The following is a 23,635-nucleotide window of genomic DNA, read 5'->3' as shown; positions in this document are numbered from 1 at the left end:
TTTACCATCATGCGGATGCGGTTGGCACCTACTACTTGCTCGATAGCTTCCGCTTGGATGCGCGTCTTGAGTCGTTTCGCTGCAAGTTCCTCCGAGTCGGGTTCATCCAGCACACAGCATCAGCCGAAAACCTCCTCAGCCGAGTGCCCTTATCTGCATCTTCTTCAGCCGCTTGGCCTTTTTTGGAAGAGGCGGCCCCCGCTCGGACGCTCGCAATGTCGCCAACCGAAACGCCGGCCTCAAGGTCTTTCGAGATCCCGATAGGAGATGCTCTTGGCTAAAGCGACTGCTTCTCAGCTGTGGTTCTCCTCATCGGCCAAAGCGTTCAACATGACCAAACCCTAGGCACAATCTCCCGCGAGTATGCCTTCTCTCTTTGCTTCTCGTCGGGCCGGAAATCTTTATGGGCGCAAACGCGTTGAAGAATTAGAAAATGTCGAGCTCGATCTCTTGCACCAGCTCGACAATACCTTCTGAATCTTGGCCAATGCTGCGCGCGTATTTTAATGCTTGGGCGCGGTTCACGAACAGTCCGCCAAAACGGCCATTCTGGTCGCGAGCAACCCAGGTGCCTCGGCGAGTCCTGCCAACAAGGACCCTGACCCCCGAAGGGATACGCGAAGGAAGTTCATCCAACTTCATTTTCTGTCCGGGAATGTGAAAGTGTTGCTCTGCTCTTCACCCGGGTGCAAATCTCTGCGTGTTGTTTAATCGCGGGTGAGCTTGCTACACATTGGACCAGTATCTCCAGATCGGTGGCGTAATCAGTGCGCTTCGGCAGTGACGAACTGAGGAGCCGGTGGCCCCTGCCGCGGTTATAGCGGCCTGCCTGCAGTGGTTCACTTGCGGCGATGATCATTATACGGCGTGACCTCATTCCAAAGCTTCCTAATCTCTTTCGCGAGGGCGACCAGTTTCGCCCAATCGGTCGAAGCCGCCGCTCTATTGCGATCGAGAAGTGGCCTCCTTACGGGCAGGTTGGCCTGGCAACCGATAGTCGCAACAAGCGCTCGCATATTGCTGTGTCTTATATCAACTGTTTCGGTCGGTAGTTGACTGAGGGCGAATTGCGCGTGGCGCCACGGAGCTGCAACAGCCAGTCAACGGATGACGGTCACATAAGGTTAAGCAAGTACGTGATGCCAACGGGAGAGCGAACACAAGCTTTGGTGGCACGTACGACGGTGAACTGAGGCGTTGAACGGAGTGCGCACTGCGAGCGGTCACGAGGCCTGGCGACCTGTTGCGTCATTACTTTGGTGGGACTCTGTTATTTATAGGGCTGACATTCGATAGAAAATGTGCGGCAGCGTCATTGGGAAGTGGACTGGCCCAATATCTGCTTGGCTTTCGCCGCAACAAACGAAGGAGGAGATCTATGCCACTGCAGCACGCGCGTTCCACAACGCTTGACCAAGCAAGAGCTCTGTTCTTCTTTCGCGTTCACCCGATCGTAAGCAGCGGTATCTTGCCGAAGAGTAGAGTGAGCAATACCGGCGCTTCTTGGAACCGTCGTAATTGCCCCAGTCAGCGAATGTCATAGGGCGAAAGCCCCGAGAGATATGGCTGCCGCTCAAATTTCGTTCCGGATGTCGAACGACTAGGCTCTTGGGCGCCATAGTCCATTCAAGGCCGCGATAGAACGGCCCACGATCGAAGAAAGTTGTTGTATAATGACGACAACCTCACGACGCGCTGTCAGTCGTCGTAAATTATTGTCGATAGGGGGCGGTGCGATACTGGCCCCTTATGGCGCTTCTCTATTCTCCATGTCTCCTTCCAGGGCCGTACACTACGCGACCGTTGTCGAGGGAACGAACATCTCTGCTGCCGTTTCGCCGGACGGGCGTAAGGTCGCATTCGACCTAGCCGGGAGCCTCTGGCTTATTGGCATCGAGGGCGGGGTCGCGCGGCGGTTGACTGACAAATTCGGCGACGTCGCGCAACCGCACTGGAGTCCAGACGGGAAGGAGATCGTTTTTCAATCCTATCGCGACGGAAATTGGCATCTCTGGACAATCTCTGCCGATGGGAGCGGGTTGAGGCAGCTTACGCGTGGTCCGCACGATCATCGCGAACCAAGCTACTCTCCAGATGGTCGACGCATCGCATTCTCGTCGGATCGCGGCATGGGCTACGGCATCTACGCTTTTGATCGGGATACGGGCGCGGTAGAATCGTTGGTCGATTCCGCGACCGAGGAGACCGAGCCGGCCTGGTCCCCAGACGGACGAACGATTGCGTTCGTCACCAACAGGTCATCACTGGACGTGATGGACGAGTTGGGTAACCGGACCACCCTAGCCTCCGTTCACAGCTCAAGAGACATCCTTAATCAAAACGAGGTCCACGCTCCCTCCTGGACTCCCGACGGGGATCTCACCTACCTTATTCTGAACAACGGGGCGGCGCAGTTGCATGGGCCCCGCGGTATTATCGTGCAAGGCGAAGACATTTTTCCTTTTCGGGTGTCATGGTTGCCGACTGGCGAGTTCGTATACACGTCGGGGGGCAAGATCCAGCGGCGCGCCCTGGAGACCACGCAGTCTTCTGTTATTGAGTTCTCCGCGCAGCTTCCAATCGTCAAGCCGAAGTACAAGAAAGTGCGCCGGGACTTCGATTCGGCCGGATCACGTCCGGTTCTCGGTATCGGCAGCCCGGCCTTGTCCCCCGATGGCCGCAATATCGCGTTCCGCGCTCTCAACGATATCTGGACGATGACGATAGGAGACCGGCCGCGCCGCCTTTGCTGCGATGAATTCCACAAATCCGACCCGGCATGGTCGCCTGACGGGCACTGGCTGTCTTATTCAAGTGACCGCGGCGGCAAGCTAGATATCTGGTTGCGCGACCTGCGCACCGGGGAGGATCGCCAACTCACGCACTTGTCCGATGCTGCGTTATCCGGTTCATGGTCGCAGGACGGCAGATCGATCGCTTATTTGGATCAGACCGGCAGTCTTTCTACGATTGAGATCGAGAGCGGCGCTGTTCAGAAAGTCTATGGTCCTTTATGGGAACCGGGCAGGCCGAGTTGGGGACCTGATGGGCGGACAATCGCCCTTGCAGCATTCAAACCTTACTCTGCTAGCTATCGGGAGGGGCTGAGTGAAATCCTGACCGTCGATCGGATAACCGGTGAGGTCGAATACCAGTCCGCTCTTCCACACCGATCGCTCAGTACGCGCGGCGACGACGGGCCTGTGTGGTCACCTGACGGGACGAAGGTCGCTTTCGTGCTGGCCAGTCTGCTGTGGATCGCTCCGGTCGATACCCGATGCCGGCTGACCGGCCCGCCACGTGTGATCAATGCGGAGGTTACGGACGCGCCGACGTGGAGCGGTGACTCCAAAACGTTGCTTTATCTATGTAATGGAGATTTGCGGTTGCTTGCGGCCGACGGGGGAGAGCCGCAAAGCGTACCGCTTTCGTTGCATTGGGCAATGGCCAAACCGGCGGGCCGGACAGTGCTCCGCGTCGCACGCTTGTGGGATGGCCGCAGTCCGGACCTTCGGGAGAATGTCGATATCCTCATCGACTCCAACAAGATCACCGGTATTGTGTCGCAGGACGGCGATGCTTATGGCGACGCCAAAATCGTTGATGCTCCTCGGTCGACAGCCATGCCTGGGTTGATGGACATGCACACCCATCGCCAAATGCAAGGCTATTCATATGGCGACCGGCAAGGCCGGTTGTGGCTTTCGCTGGGGATCACGACAACCCGCTCCGTCGGCTCGCCCGCTTATCACATGGTGGAGGACAGGGAATCCATCGACTCCGGGGCACGGGTGGGTCCACGTCATTTTGCGACGGGGGAGGCGATCGACGGGTCCAGGATATTCTATAATTTCATGCGCCCGGTCACCGAGCAGGGACAGATTGCCCTCGAGTTGCAACGCGCGGAAGCCTTGTCGTACGATCTCGTCAAGACCTATGTCCGATTGGCGCCCGAGACGCAACGCGATGTCATTGCCTGGGCGCATGCCCGCGGTCTGCATGTCACGTCGCACTACCAGTATCCCGCCGCGGCTTTCGGCGCCGACGCGATGGAGCATCTTGGCGCCACCAGCCGGCTCGGTTACTCGCGAAGCATGAGTCGATTGGGAGTCGCCTATCAGGACGTCCTCGAGGTATTCGTGCAGAGCGGCATCTCGTGTACGCCGACCATCTTCACCGCCAACGCATTGCTGGGCGAGGATCGTTCGTGGATCGACGACATCCGGATTAAAACGTTTTATCCCGCGTGGGAGTACGCACGACTCGAAGAACGCGCCAGACTGATGGCAGGTCCAAATGGGCTGACCACGATGGCCGAACTCGAACGCAATGTCGCGCAAGTCAAGGGAGTGTTGCGCGATGGTGGCCGAATCATCACTGGGACCGACGCGCCGATCGATTTCCCGGCCATCAGCTTACATCTCAATCTGCGGGCGATGGTTCGCTATGGTGTGAGTCCATATGAAGCGCTGTTGACGGCAACCCGCTATCCTGGCGAATTTCTTGGCGAACCCTTGGGGACGATTTCCGAGGGGGCGCTTGCCGACATCGTCCTCGTCGAAGGAAACCCGCTGCTGCATATCGAGGATGCCGCAAAGGTCAGCCGTGTGGTCAAGAACGGCCAGGTTTTTAGCGTCAAGGATCTGCTGGTTCCCTTCGCTGCAACGCAAGTTCGTCAGCACGGAAGGAACAAGACGTTGCCGGAAGTTCGGAGAGCCGTGAACGACGCTCGTTTCTGGTGGCACGGAGAGGAATTCGTTGAGAACAGCAGGGCCTGCTGCTGCTGCAGGGCGACACCGCGGCTACGCTGCACGGGTTAGGGTTTGAAATTTTGCGGCGGAGTTCATGATTCGATGCGGCGGTCGGTCTTGGGCCACCTGAAATCATAGTTCTGGAGTAAGCTCACGGCGTTGTGCTCCTTGCAAAGAGTTCCCTCGCTGCAATGATTGCTAGCTGTTTGCCGTATTCGGCAGTGACTGCATCGGAAGAAGTTGGTCTCTTGACGGCGCGACTTGCGATCGTCGTGGACCAGCTTGCGCTTCGGCCAGGGCTGATAACTACTGGGATAGTCCACCCTGTCTCCCCTGAGGCTGGAAAGGAGGACCTGTTCATGGATCGGAATGAAGCACGAGCGGTCTTTGGAAATAAATAGAGAGAGCCTTTTCCACAGCGTCGGCTTTATGGCTCTGCTGACATTGTTCAGCGTGCGAACCTTCGGTGTGATGCCGATGTCGGGCGTTGAAAAAGTGTCCCGAACCCCGGTGGGGATGGAGGCCTAGCAGTGCGACCACGCATTCGGCGGATGATTTCCCTGCGGCAATCCTTGTCGAGCGACACCTCTTCAGCTTCTTCACCTTCTTCACCTTGCTACTCTCGTGGTCGGGCCGCTTCAACCGTAGCATCTGCCTCAGCAGGGCGAGGGCTGTCCGCGGATGCGTGAGTTGTCGACGTTTCATCGCCTACAGCCCCTTCAACGGCGATCATCGCCGGAAAGCTTTCGCTCAGACCGGCTCAAGATTCCGGGAGCAGGCCAGATCACCAACCGCGGCGAAGTTGGCTCACCACCCGCGGTAAGGATGTTCGAAGCCCAAGCTCGCATAGTGACCGCCGAGCTCGCCGACGATCCTGAACGGCTTGCCTGAAACAGCTACGACGCGAAAGTGGCACGTTTGATTTTGTTGAATTTTCCGACGGAGGCGTGTATGAATCGAATGACAGCATGCAACAAGCGCTGCCATCCACAATCCTCGGATAACTGGTATCAACCACTACCCGAAGAACGCCGGCTAACCGACTCCCGGCGGTCTGCCCCGCGAGAGGGGCAAGCAGAACGTCATTCTTCGTTATCTTGCGCCCTTCACCTTCGCGCCGCTTGCACGTCGCTGGCCTTGACTGCATCTGAGTAGCTGTTTCCGAAATGCGTGCGCAGGTAGTTCACGACCGCGGCGATCTGGTCGTCGCTCATCATGTCGCCAAAGGAGGGCATGCCGCGACGGCCGTTGAGGACGACATCGATGACATAAAAGCGCGCTTCGAGATTGCGGTTGGCGACTAGCGGCGGATAGCTGGCTGCGGCGCTCGCGCCCATCGCATCGACCATGTGGCAGCCGCGGCACACATTGACATATAGCTGCTCGCCAGTCGTCTCGACAAAGCGATCGCTGGAGGAAGAATAGTAGCTCTTTAGCGCCTTCGGATCGTTTTGCCCGAGCACGGGATACGACGACCGCAACAACAGCGCCGCTATGGCTGCGAAGGTGACATGCTTAATGCCGCGGACGCATCTTCGCCTCATGGCTTGATCACCCGCTCGTGCAGCCGCGCGATAGCGTCTAGTGAGGAGAGGATCGCGCCTTCCTGCCAGGCCGGCAAGGCCGACACGTGCTCGCCAGCGAGCAAAATGCGCCCGTCGATCCTACATAGATTGCGATAATGCTGCTTGCGCGCCTCCTCTGACCATTGGCCGCTACACCCAAGCGTGAATGGCGCCCGATGCCACGCAACCGCGATGCCGTTCTCGAACTCCGTCCGGTATTGAGGATGGATGACAGCGCCGAACTCGACCGCGCGCGCCACGCGCTCATCCGGCGGCATGGCGGTGAACTCGAAGGCGTTGGCGCTCTCGAAAAGATAAGCACCGAGCAAGATGCCGCGGCCGCACTTGTTGTAGTCGGTGCTGGGATAGCCGATCTCACGGATTGGCAAATCCGTGTAGCTGATGCCGCCATAGATCGCGTCGTCCTCCTCCCAGAATCGGCGTTTAAACTGCAGCCCGACTTTTACCGATGCCCCATAAGGCACGGCATCTATAGCCGCCTTCATCGCGGCGCCGACATTGATAGGCAACTGGCTCAGGATCGACAACGGGATCGTGCACAGGCACCAATCGGCAGTGACCTTTTGCAACTGCGCGGAATTTTTGGCGTCCACGTAGGTCACGGTGACGCCGCAATCGTTCTGCCAAATTTCCGTGACCTTTGCATTATAGCGGATGAGTTCGCCGAGTTCGCGCGCGAAGGCCTTGCCGATCTTATCCATGCCGCCGACGGGCTGGAACATTGTGGTCTGCAATTCGTACCTGGCGAAATTCCAAAAATAGCGCCACAGTTGCGACTTCAAGATATCCGAGAGCGCTATCGGTTCGCTCGGAACGGGAGACGCGGACAGCCCTCCGCCGGGCGGTTTGGCATAGCCGCGATATGCGGAGGCAATTAGGCCCTCTCTATATTTGTAGTTGTGATCAAGCGCGCCCCACGATTTCAGTGCAAGCAGCAGGATTTCCTTGTCCTTCACGGAAACAGCCTGATCCAACTCGCCCTGGTTTGCGACTTTCGCAAGCAGCTCCGATATCTGGCCCTGGAAATCGGCCTTTACTGCGCGGATTCGCTGCGGCGCCCCGCCGAAAGCGCCCGAGGCGTGTAGATACGCGTTGTGATTGACCTGGATGAAGGGCTCGAGCGCAACGCCAAGCCTCTTGCAATAATCCAACAGCGCGCGATGATGATAGGGAATCCGCCATGGCCCCGGATCGAGATGAAGGCCCTTCTCGAAGGCGCAGGTCTGCTTGAAGCCGCCGAGTTCAACAAAAATATCGCCACCGCGCAGGGTCCAGTTTCGCCCGCCGGGGCGGTCGTTGAACTCCAGCATCAGGACCTTGTAGCCGGCCTCGCGTAGCTCCAGCGCCGCCGTCATGCCGGCAAGGCCCGCACCAAGAATGAGCACAGAAGCGCCTTTGGCATCACCGTCCAGCCGGATCGGCCCTGTGTAACGAGATTCAGAGGCAAAGCCGAGCGCCGTCATCGTGTGGTACATCGCGGCACTGCCGGCCACGGTACCAATCAGCGAGAGCAGATCGCGTCGCCGCACTGTGAGAGGCTCGTTCTGCATAGGCATTCGATCGCCCCCGAACGGCTCAGGCCGCATCTGCCAAGGAAACGCGAGGCTGCTCTGCATTAGGTGTGATGTTGACGGGAAGTTCTTGCCGATGGCCGTGCTGATTCGCAGCTTGTAACTTGCGCTGCAAACGGACGCTGGTCTGGCAGGCGGTTATTGCAGGAAGATCAGCGGCGCGGCATAGCTGGCTGCAATGATGGCAGTGCGGTAAAAGCGCATCCGGGTTGTTGGGTGCGACGCCTGGTGGCAAACATCGACTTGATGCTGAAGGGGCCGATCCCAATTGATGAGAGCCGTAGATAGGCGTCCGGCGCCTCACTGAGCGTGGCATAGCGTCCTCCTGGTTTGCATCGAAGACAAAAGCAGGATTTGCGCCACCGACAGGCGCGGCAGGCGGACAGCTCTCTATGAGAGCAATGTCGCCATTCAAACAGAGTGGCGTGTTTCCAGACGCCGGCAGCGTCTGCTCTTCGACGACATACGGTGCGTCCGAAACACGGTCCGCCTCTTACCATCGACTGGGTCGACGCGGCGGGTAAGCAGCCCACTTTGTTTGATGGGTTGTATGAAGCGAAGCGGGCGGCACCCAGAATTCAATTCTCTCTCTCGTCCCATTGCCTTGCAGGCGCTCGCCACAAGTACCTATTCGGCCATGTGAGCGCTGGCTATGCTGCTTCATCAGCATCTCTCGTTCGCACAATAATGTCCGTTCTTCCACCTGAATTACCCTGTTTCATCGCTGTCAGACCGGAGGAGAGCCGTTTGAAGACCTGCCTCCGTCCGTCACACAAGCCGGATGTCGCGTGCCATGGAAAACTGCCCCCTCAGTGTCAAGAGGAATTGCCCCCACCTGGGATAGCTGAGGAGAGAGTGAATGAAGCGGGAACGAATCACTGAAGGCTCGCCGGGAATGATCCACGGGGGCAGGTGATGAAGACACCGGATGACGTGGCGGAGATGATGCCCCTGAGGACGTGCGGGTGGGGTGTGAAGCGGATTGCGCGGCAGCTGGGCTGCAGCCATCACACGGTGAAAGACTACGTGGCGGCGGGCGGGGTTGAGGCCGGTTCAAGTCGCCTGAGCGGCCGAAGCGTCTCGACGGCCTTGAGGGTTGGCTGCGCGAGAGGCTCATTCGGCATCGCGGCAATGCCGATGTGCTGCGCCAGGACCTGTTGGCCGAGAAAGGCGTGGCCGTCAGCCGGCGGACGCTGCAACGCGCCGTGCAGCCCTATCGCCAGGCGCTGAAGGCGGAGGCGCTGGCGACGACGCGGTTTGAGACGCCGCCGGGTCGGCAGCTGCAGATCGACTTCGGAGAGCGCCTGGTTGAGATCGGAGGGGCGAAAGTCAAGGCATTCGTGTTCGTGGCAACGCTTGGACACTCGCGACGGCTCCATGTGCGTGCGTTCCGGGCCGAGAGGCAGGAACATTGGTTCGCCGGGCTCGAGAGCACATTTACGACCTTCAGCGGTGTGCCGGAGGAAGTGCTGATGGACAATCCACGCGCGCTTGTCGTGCGCCACGACGCGGTGAGCCGGTCGGTTCAGTTCAACGACAAGCTTCGCAAAACATTGGGGCTTCCGTCCCCGCGCCTGCGCGCCATATCGGGCGCGCACGAAGGGCAAGACGGAGAACGGCGTCGGCTACGTGAAGAAGAACGCGATCGCCGGTCATTCCCTCCCAAGTTGGGAAGCATTCGAGGCGCATCTCGACAGATGGGAGCGTGAGGTTGCGAACGTTCGTATCCACGGCACGACCGGCGAGGCGCCCACCATCCGTTTCGCGCGTGATGAGAAGATACATCGGTTGAAGCCGCTCGGCGGGCAGCCGTCGTTCGGGTCGTTGCGTGACCTAACCGCGTCGCCGGCAATGATTGCGCCGTCGAGATCGACACGCACAGCTACTGGTGCCGTGGCGCCTTATTGGCGAGCGCGTAGCGGTAACGATCGCGGCCGGCGATGTGCGGATTCGCCATGGATTGCAGCAGGGAGCAGTGCACAAACAATCGGAGGGGCGTTGGCTGCGGATCGTCGACTCCGCGCATCTCGATGTCGCTGGGCGCAATGGCGCGGTCCGCCAGGCGGAGATCGCGGTGGTGCTGTATCCGTCTTCACCGCCGTCGTTGTTACGCCTCTTGGTGAATACGAAGCTGTGGTCGGAGGAAGCGTCTGATGGCGCGGGCAAAGAGATAATGGAAGAAACGATCGATCCGCTCGATGCCATGCTGGCGCGATTGCACCTCTCCGGCATCCGCGATCAGGCTCGACAGCCTGCTCGACGAGGCCGCGCGCGAACCTGTCGGCGCGTGAGACGCTGATCCTGCTGTGCAAGCGCGAGATCGCACGCAAGGATCATCGCCGCATCGAGATGGCGCTGAAGCTCGCACACTTCCGTGCCGTCAAGGAATTGGCGGGTTTCGACTTCGAGGCGCAGCCGTCGGTCGATCCAAAGCAGATCCGTGACCTTGCCGCGTCAGTTTGGAAATCATCTTGGGAAATCGGAGCCATACTGAAAGTTAGCAAGAATACAGTCAACTTTCATCTCAAGACCCCAAATGCGAAAGCTAGGTACGAGCAGCCGCAGCCAGTGCGTCGTCCAGCCGATTCGCCTAGGCATCATCTGAATTGTCGGCGCCGCTGCTGTTATTCACTGCGCCGACGTATTGAGGTGCCGCGCGTTCAAACGGGATTGGCGTACGTGCAGCGGGTATCGCGATGAATAGGTGGCCTGTCCGTCCCGACGGTCCCCTCGGAGCGCAGCATCTAGCCGTACTCTGCCGAGCAAGTTTGTCGTGTAACAAGGAGGAGTTCACACGAATTCCGTCAGTTCGAGGCGCACCGTGGACATGGGGGCGGACCGTTTCGCCGGACTGCTGATTGCGTGCGGTCAAACTGAATCAGTTGGGGCAAAGCGGGTCAGGCCCGCCTTCCGACATGAGACAATGCATGTTTGCTGTACTCTAGGCCGACACGTTCAAAAAAGCCCCGGCCATTGGCCGAGGCTTTCGACCGCCGTTTGAACGACAGATCAATATTTGAGAAGAATCGGACCGCCGAACTTATAGTTGAGCCGCGCCGTTATAACATCGAACTCCTGGCGGATGCGATCGGTCCCCCCAGCGGATGCGGCGAAGTTCATCGTGCCGGGCAGCATGAATAAGTGATCGTACTCGAGGCCAACCGACCAGTTCGGTGCGAAGCCGTACTCGATTCCGGCTCCCAACGCGCCGCCCCAAAGAACGTGCTCGGTGTTTCCAAGCTGCGCGCCCGTGAGGGGCGAGCTGATGTGATAGGTGTTGCTCGTCGCTGCGGCGCCGCCTTTCGCATAAAGCAGGACGTTGTCGAAGGTATAGCCGATCTGCCCCGTTACCAGGCCGAACGCATCAATCTTGGTTTGGTTGACACCCGAAAACGCGACGCTGACATTCGAGCCGGTTAAATCAGCCCAGTTCCCCTGGCCTTCAACGCCAAGCACGATCTGGCCCTTCTGCCATCGATAGCCGATCTGGCCACCAAGGGTCATGCCGGTCGCATCATGACAGCCCTCGGGCGTGCCGCCATTGAAATCCCAGCAATTCGGGCTTGAGCCCAATCCACCGTTCATACCGAGATAGTAGCCGCTCCAGTCGTAGATTGCAGCCGCGACAGGCTGCGGAGCTATGGTGTAGAGAGGCTGGACGGGCTGCGCAGCCAGATCCGCGCCAAAGGCGGGCGCCACCGCGTGAAGCGCCACAATGCTCACAGTCGCGAGCAACAAGTTCTTCATTTCTACTCTCATGTCTTGAGTGCCCCGAGCCTCGTGCGTCTTAACAACGTCTGCGCGAATTGCTGTAACTGCACCGCAACATTCGCGCCGAAAGGAATGTTCGAACCGAACGCTGCGTCAGGTTGCGCCATTCCAGATCATCTCCAACCGCTCCGCAAATGTTCGATCGTGTGCCAATATAGGTGGCTTGATCTGGACGAAAATCGGGCTGCTGATCTCAGCGGATTAAACGCACCGCAAGCCAGATGATACCCAGCCACACCGCAACCGAGAAGAGCAAAGCGCTTTGCAACGTCCTTGCTCTTATGTCGTGGCGCCATCGAAGGAGCTGCGATGAGCAGCCGGTGAAGCGCCGGCCCCGTACAACAGCTATCAGTTCATCGTAATCTGTGAATCGGAAGAGAGAGCGATGCTTGCGAATATACGCCAGCCGCTCAGTGGGTGAGAGGCACCCTGCCCATACCTCCCATGCCTCATCTTCAAAATACCTGCGATCCTCAAGGAGTTCGGCGAGACGCTCGTCAGGCTTCATGATGCATCCGTTGTACTGACTGTCGCGGATCGAGTTCTACGAAGGAAGCCTCACCTTCGAAACCTCTCATCTTAGGTAGGTTTGTTCAGCGAATCGAATTCGGCGAGGAAGCCTTGGTCAGGGTCAATGCGGCGCTGATCCTGCGCGAGATGAAATTCGGAGTCGTGCGAGGGCTCTGATCTCTCTTCTCGCCCGGTGCAACCGCGACGGGCATTGAAGCGCTGTAGATGCGCTAGAAGAGTGAAAGGGGCTCCTTGATGAAGCTGCGGCGATCGTGCTCGCGTCGTATTCCGTTCAAGCGCCAGCTCACGTGCAAGACATATCTTCTCAGCGGTTCGAACCAGCGCTGATTGGAATTGGGTCCTGCAATGGCTCCCGCTGTGAATCTGTGCTTGGCGAATTCCGGCGGTTGGCGCGTGCCGATCGGCAGTTCCTTTACTTGAGCAAGGCCGAACACAGCGGTTGGAAGCAGGGCGCGCGGGAACTCGGAGTGGCGGCGGAGCAGGAGTGGCGGAATGAAAGAAAGCACCATAGAGCCGGTCGCGCTCACGTCGCTTGGGGGTAGACCTCCTGCGTACACCGTAGCCTGAACCAAAGCCGCCGAAGAAGATCATGGTGAGAAAAAGGAGTGCTGTCGTCATCTCGATGTCTAAAGTCGAAGGATTGCTCGTGTTACGTCACTCCCGCCATTGGTGTTTGACTAGTTGATCGGCGCGAGGCGGCGGATGCCTCGTTCCTACAACGTGACCCTACGTGCGATTCAAGTCCCTTCGGCTAATCCCAGCCGAAAAGTATTCTAACGCGAGGTCTCCTGCAGCAGAAGTGTGCGCGACTCAGGCATAGTCTTCAGATGCGTGGAGCGGCCCACGCCGTGATCGTTGCAGGAAACCACATTCGTTATGGGCGATACCTGTGGTTTGGTGAGAGTGGTACGCTTGTCTCGGCGGCTTGCCCACGCCTCGGTGGCCGTAGAAGACGTTCGGCGGCAGCTGATACGTGGACGAGGGCCATTTAGCTGCGCAGTCGGCGTGCGTTAGCACGCCTGGACTATTTCCGTCGGGGCGACGGGAGGCGGTCGCATTGCAGGGCAAGGCGTGCCGCACTCATCCTCTGAGACCGACCGCCTGAATTACAGGGTTCTTGCCTTGAGAATGTCGAAGAATTGGTCCTGCCACCAGTCCCGCGGCCTGCCTGCTGACGAGATGAATCTAGGCTGCCTGCATATACATCGCCCGGCGATCTCGAAAGGACTGCCGGTTCTGAAAACTCGGGTGATGTCTTTTATTACCCGTTCGAGTGATCAACCTCCTTACGCGGAATTCCGCCAGCTGCTAGGCGGAACCCCGATTCGATTAGAAGAGCAACAGTCGGACGTTTGATCAGTCAATCGCCAAGAACGCAGGCGCCATGATTTGGCTCGGGCTTCACTTCACTTCACCTCACGTCTCGTTCCCCAAGCTAGAAAAAGTTTGGCGATTTGCGTACGATTGGCGATAGTACGCCGATCGGCGATAAACTTGCGCCTGCCTCGCAAAAAAAAGTTAGTCAGGATGCGGAGGTCTTCTGGATAAAAGAGGTCACCGTGTTTTCTGCTGGCACTGTTCGCCTGCTGGCGCTCGCCTCGGCTGTTGCGACGACTGCCAGTGTTGCTGCGACCAGTTCGCTTGTGAGTTCGTCGAGCAGCCCGATCGCTCCGCGCGCGAATCTGCCCTGGCAGATCGGTTGAACCAAGACCTTCAATTGGAAAGCAATGCGGTGCTTAAGGGGCTGAATGCGCGTGCAAACAATGCCCTTCAGTGTATCGGTTCGGGGGCGCGTACAAAAAATTGCATGTATTTCATTTTCGTCGAGCAAATGTGGCAGTCTGCGCGAGAGCCAGTCGCTGTTGCTCAAGTAAAGAGCGCGTAGGCTTTCATCGGGAGAAGATGTTGATCGGGGTGTGCAGCGCGAATCTGAGAATTGGAGCTCGCTGGCGCGAAGCGCCGCTACGCTACATCGAATCATGGTCGTCGCGGCGACGGTCAGACCGGTCCACCCGGGCAGGCTGTCCGTGAGCGCGAGCTGAGCGAGCGCGGCAATCGATGAGATGGCGAGCAGCAGTGGCCGAAAGGGTTGTCCGAGCACATCGAGCGTGAGGTACCGATCGACCAGGGCCGCAGGTGCAAATCGAGCAGCGTCGCGATAAGTGCTTCGCACCCAGCGGAGCTGTTGCCGGATATGTGGCAAGAGCTTGTCGTGCGCTGCGCCGCTCCTGCTAAGGTCGGCTAGAGATCCGAAGGCAAGCTGCCCAGGCTGTCTTATGGCTGGCGCTGAAGCCAGATCAATGCCTGCAAGCAGCTCGCGCGTGCCACGATAGCGAGACCACGACTTGCGCCTATCTGGACGCAAGGGGTGATCATGTGATGGCGCTCCCTCGTCATCCGCACATTGCGTTGAAGATCGCGAATACGTCGTCACGCACCTTATCCTGAATCATCCTTGCTATAGCCGGCGGCTAGCTATGTGGATTCGGAGAATACTGTACAATCTATTGTTTTGATGGGAGGTATCCATGCCGCGGGTGGGCGAAGAGGAATCCATCAAAGTCGGGTGGGTGAGCCGATCCTCTATCCAATCGATGGGCGCGTACCGAAGAACGGCTGAACGTGCGACGTTCGGTTCGGTGAGGGGCAGCCAAGCATCACGGGGCGAAAACGCGAACCATGATGCTTGAGCTGAATCAACTCAAGCGGCGCTTCCCACGAACAGAGTCGAGCCCGCGCCCACTGCCCGATGACGACGAGTGGCCGGTCATTTCAATGATTAAACGAAAAAGTTGAGCGGACTCGCTCGTTGGCACGACCCAGAGGACCGCTAAAACTTGGCCAGAGAGAGCCTGGTTCTGGATAATCGAGAAGAACCTGAGTGTGCAGCTTTTCGATAGGTTTCAACCAAGTCTGCCGGCCGCGGGAGACAGTAGCTTCATCAGAGTCATCAACTAGCGAGGTGCTGTCGCTCCAATCCATGAGCTTCAAAGTTCCTCAGGAACTCAGTCGAAGCGCCAAGGCTAACATCAATGGTGCACAGCCAAGTGTTGCGGCGGGTAATGAGTGGAGCGGACATGGATCAATGCATCCTGGGATTGGCGCTGCAGATGCCGACTCGGCTAAGAGTATCCTCAGTACGGCGCGGTTCGCTGGTCATGAACATTTTCGTTGCAAAGTCGAGCGACCTGAATGCTCGGTCGCGGACTGCCTGCGGCAAGTCAGGAGTCGCGTCGATCGCAGCGCGCGCGTCGCTCATAATCTTATCTTTTGCGGAAAGGAGCTTTGCATCTAACATTGCGTGAAGCGTCTCTCGGACGTCAGATGAGATCGAACTGTCTCCATCGATCAATTCTCGAAGTTTCCAAAACATACGTTCGACTGCTACCATAGAACTGAGGACTGAAATGAGTCTTTGTGACATCATTGCCATCTTCTTCTCCAGCCAGATTGTGGCGAGCGTTCCAGCGAAATCAGATCCGTTCCCGTTTGACACCGCGCGAGGCGCCCCTGAAACAGGCGAGTGACTGAGATGCAATTTCTCTGTTAGGCCCCTGGGGCATGAGACGCAGGTCGCTAGGGGAGCTCGCAAAGCGTGCGATTTGCGAGCGAGGCATTTATCTTTCCTGTGCTCCAGGCCCTAACGAGGTCGCGTGCGGTGATTCACGTCCAAGACCGACATGGAAAGGGTTCTGTTTGCCACAATGCCGCCAGCGGCATCGGAGTTGGAGTTCTCCAGCAGGCATCCATCCGTTTCCGCTTGTTCAGGTGGATCGCTCTGCTAACCAGGCGAAACCGACTGAGTGATCCAGCTAGCAATGGTGGTCATCCGATGCCCGCCCACGCATTTTGTGGTTGCATGGGTGCATCGAGATTGAGTCTCCCAACGGCGGTGCGCCACGTTGACCTTGATCGATATCTTGACTCTCCATCGATCGACTGGTCGAGCTCAGAAGAGCTGTTAACTTAAACGCAAATATCATTTTCTTATGCCGGAGTCCGTGTCTCGGATTGGTTTCACTTCGTCTGTCTTACTCTCCTCGTCCCTGCACGGCTATGCTGTGCAAACCGTGCATTTCACCCACCACCGGCCACCGCGTTTCTCTGCGCGCAACTTGCCGCGGCGGATCCGAGAGAGCACGGCTTCGGGGCTTATGTGGTTCATCGCTGCGAACCGCTGAACAGTGAGGTAGTCCTCATCGAGAGGTCGCGGGGTGCTAATGCCGTGCTCGGCCAGCAAAATGCGCAGCGAAGCCAACTCTGCCAGCACGACATCGAGCTTACGCGCGATCTCTTCCGTCTGAGCGAAGCGCTGCTGGGATCGCGTCACGACAGGTCCGCTCGAGCAATAAGCCGCACCTCGGTTTGTGTAGAATGCGATCGACGAACCGGCGCGCCAAAGCGGAACGAGCGTGAGCCGACTTTGCCTGCCCAGGCGATCCACTGCTCGGGTAGTGTCAACGCACGCAATGTGGAGGACAGGCCGTTCATTGCCGTTACGCCTCCCGTTTGGTGATGCAGTCCAAAGGGTCGAATCCGCGTCGAAGCCGTTTGGACCGCAAGAGCGGCGTTATAAATGCATTGGGCTCCGGTACTCATTGGCCTCGGCGTTGCCATTTGTTGCCTAGTCAAGAGCGAAGTTACCGGAATTGCTGTTGGGCTCACCGTCAGTGCTGTGCCGCTATGAGCTCGGAGTGAATCGCCGTTGCCGTGTTGAGGCAGGCATCCAGTGTCAGAGATCCGAAGGCGGGCTGACAAAGAAGATAGTTGGCTCCTGCCTCTTCCACATGATCAAGAAGAGTTTGGCGCACCGAAGCGCCCGTTCCGACAACGCACAGTTCACTGTGGATTGCGGCATCCAAGGTCAGGGGCAGGTTGGATGGAGGCGGGATGTCATTGAGCTCGTACAGGAACTTAAAGCTTTTGAGCCATGTTTCGTAAGCTGGCGCGGCGAGGGAACGGGCCGCCGCTTCAGAGCTTGCGATTACGACCATGCGGAGCAATGCGAGAAACGGTGCTGAACCGCTGGCGTCACGCTCGGCGCTTCTATGAGCGTGATAGCGATCGGTGACCTTGCGAACGGCAGAAGAAGGCCCCATGCACGCCAGATTTGCGCCATTTGCCGCCGCCGAAATAGCGGACTCTGGCCGATTTGTAGCAATCCAAGTTGGGGGACAAGGACGCTGGTGAGGTGAAAGCGTCAAAGGAACGTCGCTTAGCGCAAAATGTTGCCCTTGGTATGAGAGCGGGCCGCCATTCATCGCGCTAACGAAGATTTGGGATGCTTCCTCGTAACGGCTTGAGGCAACGTCGGCTCCAACCCCAAAATAGCTCAGTTCGATCGGCAGGGAGCCGCGGCCAAGGCCGACCTCAACCCTGCCGCTGCTCAGGTGATCCAACATGCAGATCTCCTCGAATGCACGCAGTGGGTGATAGAGGTTGAGCAGCATGACCAGTGGGCCAACGCGAAGTCGCCGTGTGCGTTGTATGACGCTCGATAGAAACAAGTTCGGCGAAGGGCCCCTTCCATGCGGAGAGCAGTGATGCTCCGCCAGATGATAGGCATAGAAACCGAGCCGGTCGTAGGCCTCCGCCAGCGCGAGGCGGTCCGCATATTGCAGGGCGATATCGCGGCCGTCCTCGTCAAGATGATCAAAGATGCCGCAGGTCAGGTTTGTGGGAAGAACGTTTCTCACTCAGTTATCTCCTATATAGAGGGGACCGAAGTCCGCCGGGTTGCGTGGGTGCAAGAGGCGCGCGCTGGCAATGCGCTGCATAGGCTGCGAAGCCGTTCTCAACGGCGCTTCATGCGCTGACTGGATGAAAACTGACTCCGGCTGCGTCGCGAAGCCGCATCAAGTGTTCGTCCGGATGGAGCACGAACGGGGATCGGTGACATCAGTGGGAGGGGCCACTAGCCACGGCATCCTACTTTCTTAAGAATGCTGCCGACAGCTGTAAGAAAAGCATCCATCTGACGCGTTGTACCGATACTAACCCGAATGCACTCCTCCAAGCCGGCATCCGGAAAGAAGGCAACAAGGAGTTTGTGGTCTTCCAACGCCGCCTGCCACCATCTGCCACTCTGGCCTAAGGGCACACGGGCGAGGAGGAAATTCGCGTGGGAAGGCGTTACAGAGAACCCAAATTCTGAAAGGGCGGCCGCTACACGCTGCCGCTCACGCCTGACGTGGCGATGGTTCTCCTTGTAGGCGTCGCGATGCGCAAGGACGCTCATGCCCACCGCATGAGCGACCACATTCATGTTAAAAACATTCTGGATGTTGCGAAGCCGCCCAATTAGCTCGGGATGGCCGAAACCGAAGCCGACGCGAATGCCAGCGGCGGAATAACTCTTGGAAAACGTGCGCAGGACCAGAAGATTCGAATGGCGCTCAACAAGGTGTAGGCCATGCTCAGGTGCGAAATCGACATAGGCTTCGTCCAATACGATCAATCGGTCAGATCGTGTAACGAGGCGTTCAATCTCTGCGACCGGAACAAAGGTTCCGGTCGGATTGTTTGGGTTGGCCAGCAGAATGAATTTGGCATCTTTAGTGGGACCGAAAAGCAGCTCATCCATCGGCAAGGAGCAAGGTTCAGACCAGGGGATTTCAATGAAGCGGGCCCCTTGCAACATGGCAAGCTTGCGATTGAACGAGAAGCCAGGCGACATCATTGCGATGCCATCGCCGGGGGCAAGAAAGGCTCTGTAGATCAGACTGAGGAGTTCAGATGATCCATTGCCAGCTATCACGCGATCGGTTGCGATGCCATAGGCAGCTGCGGCCGCTTCTCTCAAGCTGACATTGTCGTCTTCTGGATAAAGGTATTGCAGCTCAAGAGCCGCAATTGCGCTTCGCATCACGATGCCTGGCAAAGGAAATGGGTTCTCATTTGTGTTCAGTTTCACGCAACCGCCGTCCGGGGTAGGCCGTCCGGACGGCAGAGCACCCAGCTCGCGGGCGACCGGCGTGAGCGAGGAAAGCAGAGTTCGCAATTTCCCATCCAACTTGGTATTCTCCCTTGGTGTGTCGACGAGAGCGGTTGAGGGCGCTCATCGAGCTTAGTCGATATGCGCGGTGTGTGCTTCGCAGGCATTCGCCTTACCAGCCGCACCGCATCCGTAATAGTGCGCCGGTCAGCCATCGCTTGCGCCATACACCGTTTCTGCGACTGGTTGCGAAACTCGATGGTGTCGAAGCCAGCAGTATCAGGCAGATGATCTAGCCGACCATTGCTTGGGCTCGAGCAGACTCGTGGTACTTCATGAGGCCGCGAAATGCTCGTATGGGTTATCGATCATGGTCAGATGCTCCGGACTGCTCAGATCGAATTCAATAATGCGTGGCACGAGCAGTCGAGCGTAGCGCGTGAAGGCGCTGGTTGGAGGAAAGCGGATCACGGTAGCGCATCGCGCAAGAAGATACATGTCGACGAGAGCGGAAGCTCCACCTTCAATTCCCATTTCTGCACTATGCAACGGCCCTGCCCGATCGGCCTGGAAACGTTTTGGTACGGCGAAGACATCGGGAAACATATCCGATACGTGATCGAGCACCTGGGCACTGTCCGTGCACAGGAAGACCTTTACAGGCTTTGGATATGGCAAAGCCTTGGCTTTACGGATTGCCATGCAGACCTGACGAAGGGCGAGCTGCGAATCGGCCCAGTACGGCGCATGCTCCATGATATCTTCGCCATTGCCGTGCCGAACATGGACGCCGATGATGCTATGGCCGCTAAAGTGCTCCTCCCAGAACGCGTCGATCCGCGCTCGAATCTCAAGCCTGAGTTTGATGTTCCGAAAGATCAGTCGTTCAGCTTCCTCGCCACAACGCCACATCAGGCAAGCGTCACAGACAATGGTGTTGGCTTCGTTATCTTCTCTTGACTGGAACAGCTCGGTCAGTTCGTCACGTTCTCGGAAGATCTGCTCATCCGGGCGATTGATGCAGTCGATCGATGGCCTATTCCACCACCGCGGGAAGAAAGGTCCGGGAAACGAGAACTGGTTGACCCGATCATCGCAAATCACCGGCACTCCAGCGATGTCCTCAACCGGCTCGAAGAACACCGGAAAGGCGTTGCTGAACTGTTGGTCGATGTAACAGGAACCGCGCCAGTCGATGACGAGCGTCCGCCCGGTCCGCTGCGCGTACGACCAGGCTGACGCCAGCGACCAGAGGCAATCACCAAAGCCGGTACGCCTCCGAGAAATAACAAAGCGTTCCTTCGTCAAACTATCGAACCCTTCTCGTTGCGCAAGATCAGTTTTGTGTGGCGCACCTACTCTTCTGCGATTTTGATCCCCGCCAATGGACCGCTGATCACCTGGACGCAAGGCGATCAACCCGCAAGCCTATCCTCCACGGCGCCGCGATTGGCACGTCATGCAAGAGGTGTCCACGGAGCGCTCTTCCGCATTGCTCACCTTTTACGACCGCGCAGGATGCAGCCGAATACGGCGCTGATCCCAGAGCCCGCGCAGTTCGTTCACGAGACCCTCGCGTCTAGTCCTGTCAGAGGTGACCCTTGCGAGAAGATCGGCAAGAACAGCTTCCTTCTCTATTTGCATCAGCATGTCGAACAGGTCATGCGAGACGCGCACGCTGTTATGGCTGGAGTGACCCGTACGGATCTCGCAGACTGTCTCCTGACGTTCTCGGTCCGCATGAGCGCGAACCCGGTAAAGAGATACATGGGGTGGCAGTGATACAGCGAGTGCAGTCCAGCTTTCGAGCGTTGTTGCCTGCTTCTTGACGAGGAATGACCCGACCACAAGGCCATCCAGCTCGGTCGACAAAAACGCCGTAATCGCATCGGCAACGGAATCTATGATCGGTTCGGCATTGTTGTTGAATGACGTATTAAGTAGAATCGGGACGCCTGTCCGGCTCTTGAACGCATTGATGAGTTCCCAGTAGGCGGCATTGTTCGTGCGGGAAACCGTTTGCAGCCGGGCGGTACCATCGATATGCGTGATCGCCCCCAGGGAAGCGCGCTTGGATTCCCGCACGCGAACGACGAAATTCATGAAGGGATATTCTGCGCGACCATCCGGCAAATCGAAGAACGCGCCCGCATCCTCCTCCAGAACCGACGGCGCAAATGGTCGATAACTCTCGCGCTTCTTGACCATCGCGTTAATCCGCTCCTTGTTTGCGGCGGGCCTCGGGTCCGCAAGAATACTGCGGTTGCCGAGCGCACGAGGGCCGAACTCGGACCGGCCCTGTACCCACCCGATCACGGCGCCATCAGCGATCCACTCGGCTGCTCTGGTTGCGACGTCAGCGGTCCGTTCCATCTCCAGGTGTCCGGCCCATCGCTTCAGTTCCTGTTCGATGCTGTCGTCGCTGCCGACATCTGGCCCCCAATAAACTGCCTGGAGTCGCTCGCGGGGCGCAGGCTTCCCGGCCTGATTCGACACCATCAGTGCCGCACCCAATGCGCATCCGGCATCATGCGCAGCCGGCTGCACGAAGATGTCTTCGAAGAGGCCTGAATACAGGAGTTTTCCGTTGAGAGTGCAGTTGTGGGCCACCCCGCCAGCCAGGCACAACCGTTTCATTCCGGTCGACTCACGGTAATGCCGAAGAATATGAAACACGATCCGCTCCAGCGCCTCCTGCAACGATGCGCTCACATCTTGATGCTGTTGCGTGAACGGCATTCCCTTTCGCCGGACCTCGATATTGCGCAGCAATGCCGGGCCGATCCGGTCGAGGTGAACGCGGTAGCCACCGTTTGCGGAGAGCTCATAGAATTGGGCAAAGAGCTCGCGGTAGCGCGCGGGATCTCCGTAAGGAGCCAGTCCCATCACCTTATACTCGTCGAACAAGCCGTAACCGAGATATCGGATGGTCTCCAGATAGAACAGTCCGAGAGAGTTATTCTCTGGAAACGTCGTAAGCTCGGTCATTTCGGCACCCGACCCGACTGCCAAGAGACCCGAGAGGAAGTCGCCACAACCGTCGATCGCGAGAACCAGGCTTTCTTCAAACCCCGACATCGCCAGAGCGCTCACGGCATGGGCCTGATGGTGGCCTACGAATGACACCCGCGAGGGATCAATTTCGGTTCCGAACTCCGTTGCCAGAAGGTGCTGTAATAGCAAATTGGCATTTAGCGGAATTGAGATCTCAGGTTGTGAGATGAACAACCGTTCGAGCATCGCGTTGCAGTAGGGTTCGGTGGCGTAGAACGCAATACGATCGACGTCGCGAAGCTCCACACCCGCAGCTGCAAGACAGTATTCAATCGCACCGCTCGGGAGCTTGTTTGAGTGTTTGATCCTGTTGAGGCGCTCCTCTTCAACGGCAGCGATCACGCGCCCGTCCCTGACAAGTACTGCGGCGCCGTCGTGCAGAAACGTGTTCGGTAGTTCAAGCGGATTTTCATAGACCCTATCGAGCCCGCCACTCAGTCCTAGACACAGCATCTTGTTCTCCGTTCATCCTGAGAGGCCTGTTGGCCTATTTCGTGTCGCTTGCTCTGCGAGTAGACCGCACATCGCGGCGGGCAGATCCGGCATTGCTAGGGTAACGAGGGCCCACATAAGCGTCGCACGCGAACCGCGTTACGCCCGATATCTGATCTCGCCCACGCGATGCTTCGCTTGAGGTCTTGTTACTCTCACCGCATCAGCCGTTGCCGAAGCAGCGCGGCCGAGACGAGGAAGGGAAACGCTGCGTAGATACAAAGTGCGCCCACATGCAAGCCGACGCTGTCCACCGGCCGACCGAGCATTGCTGGGCGAATGAGATCGACCGAATGAGTCAGCGGCAAGAAGGCCGCTATGCGTTGAAATGACCCTGGCAACTGGCTCATTGGGAAGATCGTCCCGCTCAAATACATCATGGGCGTGAGAATGAGCGACTGGTAGAAGATAAAATAGTCGTGGCTCGGTGCAAGTGCTGAAACGACCATTGCGAGGCTCGCGAACGTAATGCCAGTGAGGGCGATGGCTGGTAACGCATAGGGGATGGATGACCACTCCGCATAACCCAGCGTGACGGCAACAATCGTAATCGCCGTCCCAGCGAGCAAGGCCTTGCTCGCTGCCCATGCCACTTCACCGAGAACAATGTCGCCGAGCGTAAGGGGCGTACAGAGCACTGCCTCCCACGTGCAATTTGTCTGCATGCGAGCGTAGGCCGCATAGATCGTTTCGAAGGTGGCGGAGACCATCGCGCTGGTGGCGACCATGCCAGCGGCGAGAAACGAGATGTATGAGGTCCCCTCGACGCCACCTATGATCATTCCAAGGCCAAACCCGAGACCAAACAGAGAGCTCATCGGCTCGGCCAGATTCCCAAGAATCGATGCCAGAGCGACTTTCCGCCAGACCAGAAAATTCCGGCGCCATACCGCGATCCAGTTCCATGGATTAGCAGGGAGCGCCGGCGCGAAACCTTGCCACATC

Annotated in this window: 14 protein-coding genes and 2 pseudogenes; 3 read left to right on the top strand and 13 right to left on the bottom strand. The window is 58.0% G+C overall.

The features are described from left to right. Window positions 1-426 precede the first annotated feature (426 nt). Window positions 427-642 (bottom strand): hypothetical protein, encoded by a 216-nt coding sequence (locus QSV46_RS31470; RefSeq protein WP_314960757.1) that lies wholly within the window; start codon window positions 640-642, stop codon window positions 427-429. Window positions 643-2,129: 1,487 nt separating this feature from the next. On the opposite strand from QSV46_RS31470, the gene QSV46_RS31465 reads away from it, so the two are divergent. After that, complete coding sequence (locus tag QSV46_RS31465; protein WP_314960755.1) at window positions 2,130-4,820, top strand: amidohydrolase family protein; 2,691 nt, start codon at window positions 2,130-2,132, stop codon at window positions 4,818-4,820. A 1,037-nt stretch (window positions 4,821-5,857) separates the two neighbouring features. Here QSV46_RS31465 and QSV46_RS31460 read toward each other — a convergent pair. Both QSV46_RS31460 and QSV46_RS31455 read right to left on the bottom strand, forming a co-directional pair. Further along, window positions 5,858-6,295, bottom strand: a complete 438-nt coding sequence (locus QSV46_RS31460; RefSeq protein WP_314960752.1) for a cytochrome c — start codon at window positions 6,293-6,295, stop codon at window positions 5,858-5,860. Further along, on the bottom strand, window positions 6,292-7,887 hold the full coding sequence (locus QSV46_RS31455; RefSeq protein WP_314960776.1) for an NAD(P)/FAD-dependent oxidoreductase: 1,596 nt from the start codon (window positions 7,885-7,887) through the stop codon (window positions 6,292-6,294). The genes QSV46_RS31460 and QSV46_RS31455 overlap by 4 nt, the downstream gene beginning before the upstream one ends. 936 nt (window positions 7,888-8,823) lie before the next feature. On the opposite strand from QSV46_RS31455, the pseudogene istA reads away from it, so the two are divergent. Beyond that, window positions 8,824-10,062 (top strand): annotated as a pseudogene (gene istA / locus QSV46_RS31450) (IS21 family transposase). Window positions 10,063-10,122: 60 nt separating this feature from the next. Further along, window positions 10,123-10,608 (top strand): ATP-binding protein, encoded by a 486-nt coding sequence (locus QSV46_RS41475; RefSeq protein WP_409997230.1) that lies wholly within the window; start codon window positions 10,123-10,125, stop codon window positions 10,606-10,608. 309 nt (window positions 10,609-10,917) lie between these two features. On the opposite strand, the gene QSV46_RS31440 is transcribed toward QSV46_RS41475, so the two are convergent. The 10 genes and pseudogenes from QSV46_RS31440 to QSV46_RS31395 all read right to left on the bottom strand — a co-directional run bounded on the left by QSV46_RS31440 (window position 10,918) and on the right by QSV46_RS31395 (window position 23,634). Next, window positions 10,918-11,655 carry an outer membrane protein gene (locus tag QSV46_RS31440; protein ID WP_314960749.1) on the bottom strand — a complete coding sequence of 246 codons (738 nt, stop codon included), beginning with the start codon at window positions 11,653-11,655 and terminating at the stop codon, window positions 10,918-10,920. Window positions 11,656-11,872: 217 nt separating this feature from the next. Beyond that, on the bottom strand, window positions 11,873-12,187 hold the full coding sequence (locus QSV46_RS31435; protein WP_314960748.1) for a hypothetical protein: 315 nt from the start codon (window positions 12,185-12,187) through the stop codon (window positions 11,873-11,875). A gap of 1,842 nt (window positions 12,188-14,029) precedes the next feature. Then, a pseudogene (locus QSV46_RS31430) lies at window positions 14,030-14,416 on the bottom strand (chitooligosaccharide synthase NodC); the annotation flags it as partial. An 876-nt stretch (window positions 14,417-15,292) separates the two neighbouring features. Continuing rightward, entirely contained in the window at window positions 15,293-15,643 is a 351-nt protein-coding gene (locus QSV46_RS31425) for a hypothetical protein (RefSeq protein WP_314960746.1), read from the bottom strand. A 621-nt stretch (window positions 15,644-16,264) separates the two neighbouring features. After that, entirely contained in the window at window positions 16,265-16,540 is a 276-nt protein-coding gene (locus tag QSV46_RS31420) for a hypothetical protein (protein WP_314960743.1), read from the bottom strand. 337 nt (window positions 16,541-16,877) lie between these two features. After that, window positions 16,878-17,906: an LLM class flavin-dependent oxidoreductase gene (locus tag QSV46_RS31415; RefSeq protein ID WP_314960740.1), complete on the bottom strand. Its 1,029-nt coding sequence runs from the start codon at window positions 17,904-17,906 to the stop codon at window positions 16,878-16,880. A gap of 218 nt (window positions 17,907-18,124) precedes the next feature. Then, complete coding sequence (hisC, locus tag QSV46_RS31410) at window positions 18,125-19,222, bottom strand: histidinol-phosphate transaminase (protein WP_314960737.1); 1,098 nt, start codon at window positions 19,220-19,222, stop codon at window positions 18,125-18,127. A gap of 255 nt (window positions 19,223-19,477) precedes the next feature. Continuing rightward, entirely contained in the window at window positions 19,478-20,452 is a 975-nt protein-coding gene (locus QSV46_RS31405) for a nodulation protein NodZ (protein ID WP_314960733.1), read from the bottom strand. Between the two features lie 195 nt (window positions 20,453-20,647). Continuing rightward, window positions 20,648-22,651: a carbamoyltransferase gene (locus QSV46_RS31400; RefSeq protein ID WP_314960732.1), complete on the bottom strand. Its 2,004-nt coding sequence runs from the start codon at window positions 22,649-22,651 to the stop codon at window positions 20,648-20,650. Window positions 22,652-22,845: 194 nt separating this feature from the next. Then, window positions 22,846-23,634 (bottom strand): ABC transporter permease, encoded by a 789-nt coding sequence (locus QSV46_RS31395; protein WP_314960729.1) that lies wholly within the window; start codon window positions 23,632-23,634, stop codon window positions 22,846-22,848. Window position 23,635 lies beyond the last annotated feature (1 nt).

The sequence above is a fragment of the Bradyrhizobium cosmicum genome (assembly GCF_032290525.1).
In the GTDB taxonomy this organism is placed as follows: domain Bacteria; phylum Pseudomonadota; class Alphaproteobacteria; order Rhizobiales; family Xanthobacteraceae; genus Bradyrhizobium; species Bradyrhizobium cosmicum_A.
Note: the sequence above shows the minus strand (reverse complement) of the source record. Positions and strands in the feature narration are given on the sequence as shown.

Excerpts from the sequence above, each read along its gene's own strand:
- QSV46_RS31465 (WP_314960755.1), top strand. The coding sequence starts at position 2,130 with ATGGGCTACGGCATCTACGCTTTTGATCGGGATACGGGCGCGGTAGAA.
- QSV46_RS31435 (WP_314960748.1), bottom strand. The coding sequence starts at position 12,187 with ATGAAGCCTGACGAGCGTCTCGCCGAACTCCTTGAGGATCGCAGGTAT.
- QSV46_RS31455 (WP_314960776.1), bottom strand. The coding sequence starts at position 7,887 with ATGCAGAACGAGCCTCTCACAGTGCGGCGACGCGATCTGCTCTCGCTG.
- QSV46_RS31425 (WP_314960746.1), bottom strand. The coding sequence starts at position 15,643 with ATGGCAATGATGTCACAAAGACTCATTTCAGTCCTCAGTTCTATGGTA.
- QSV46_RS31460 (WP_314960752.1), bottom strand. The coding sequence starts at position 6,295 with ATGAGGCGAAGATGCGTCCGCGGCATTAAGCATGTCACCTTCGCAGCC.
- QSV46_RS31395 (WP_314960729.1), bottom strand. The coding sequence starts at position 23,634 with ATGTGGCAAGGTTTCGCGCCGGCGCTCCCTGCTAATCCATGGAACTGG.
- QSV46_RS31400 (WP_314960732.1), bottom strand. The coding sequence starts at position 22,651 with ATGCTGTGTCTAGGACTGAGTGGCGGGCTCGATAGGGTCTATGAAAAT.
- QSV46_RS31440 (WP_314960749.1), bottom strand. The coding sequence starts at position 11,655 with ATGAAGAACTTGTTGCTCGCGACTGTGAGCATTGTGGCGCTTCACGCG.
- QSV46_RS31470 (WP_314960757.1), bottom strand. The coding sequence starts at position 642 with ATGAAGTTGGATGAACTTCCTTCGCGTATCCCTTCGGGGGTCAGGGTC.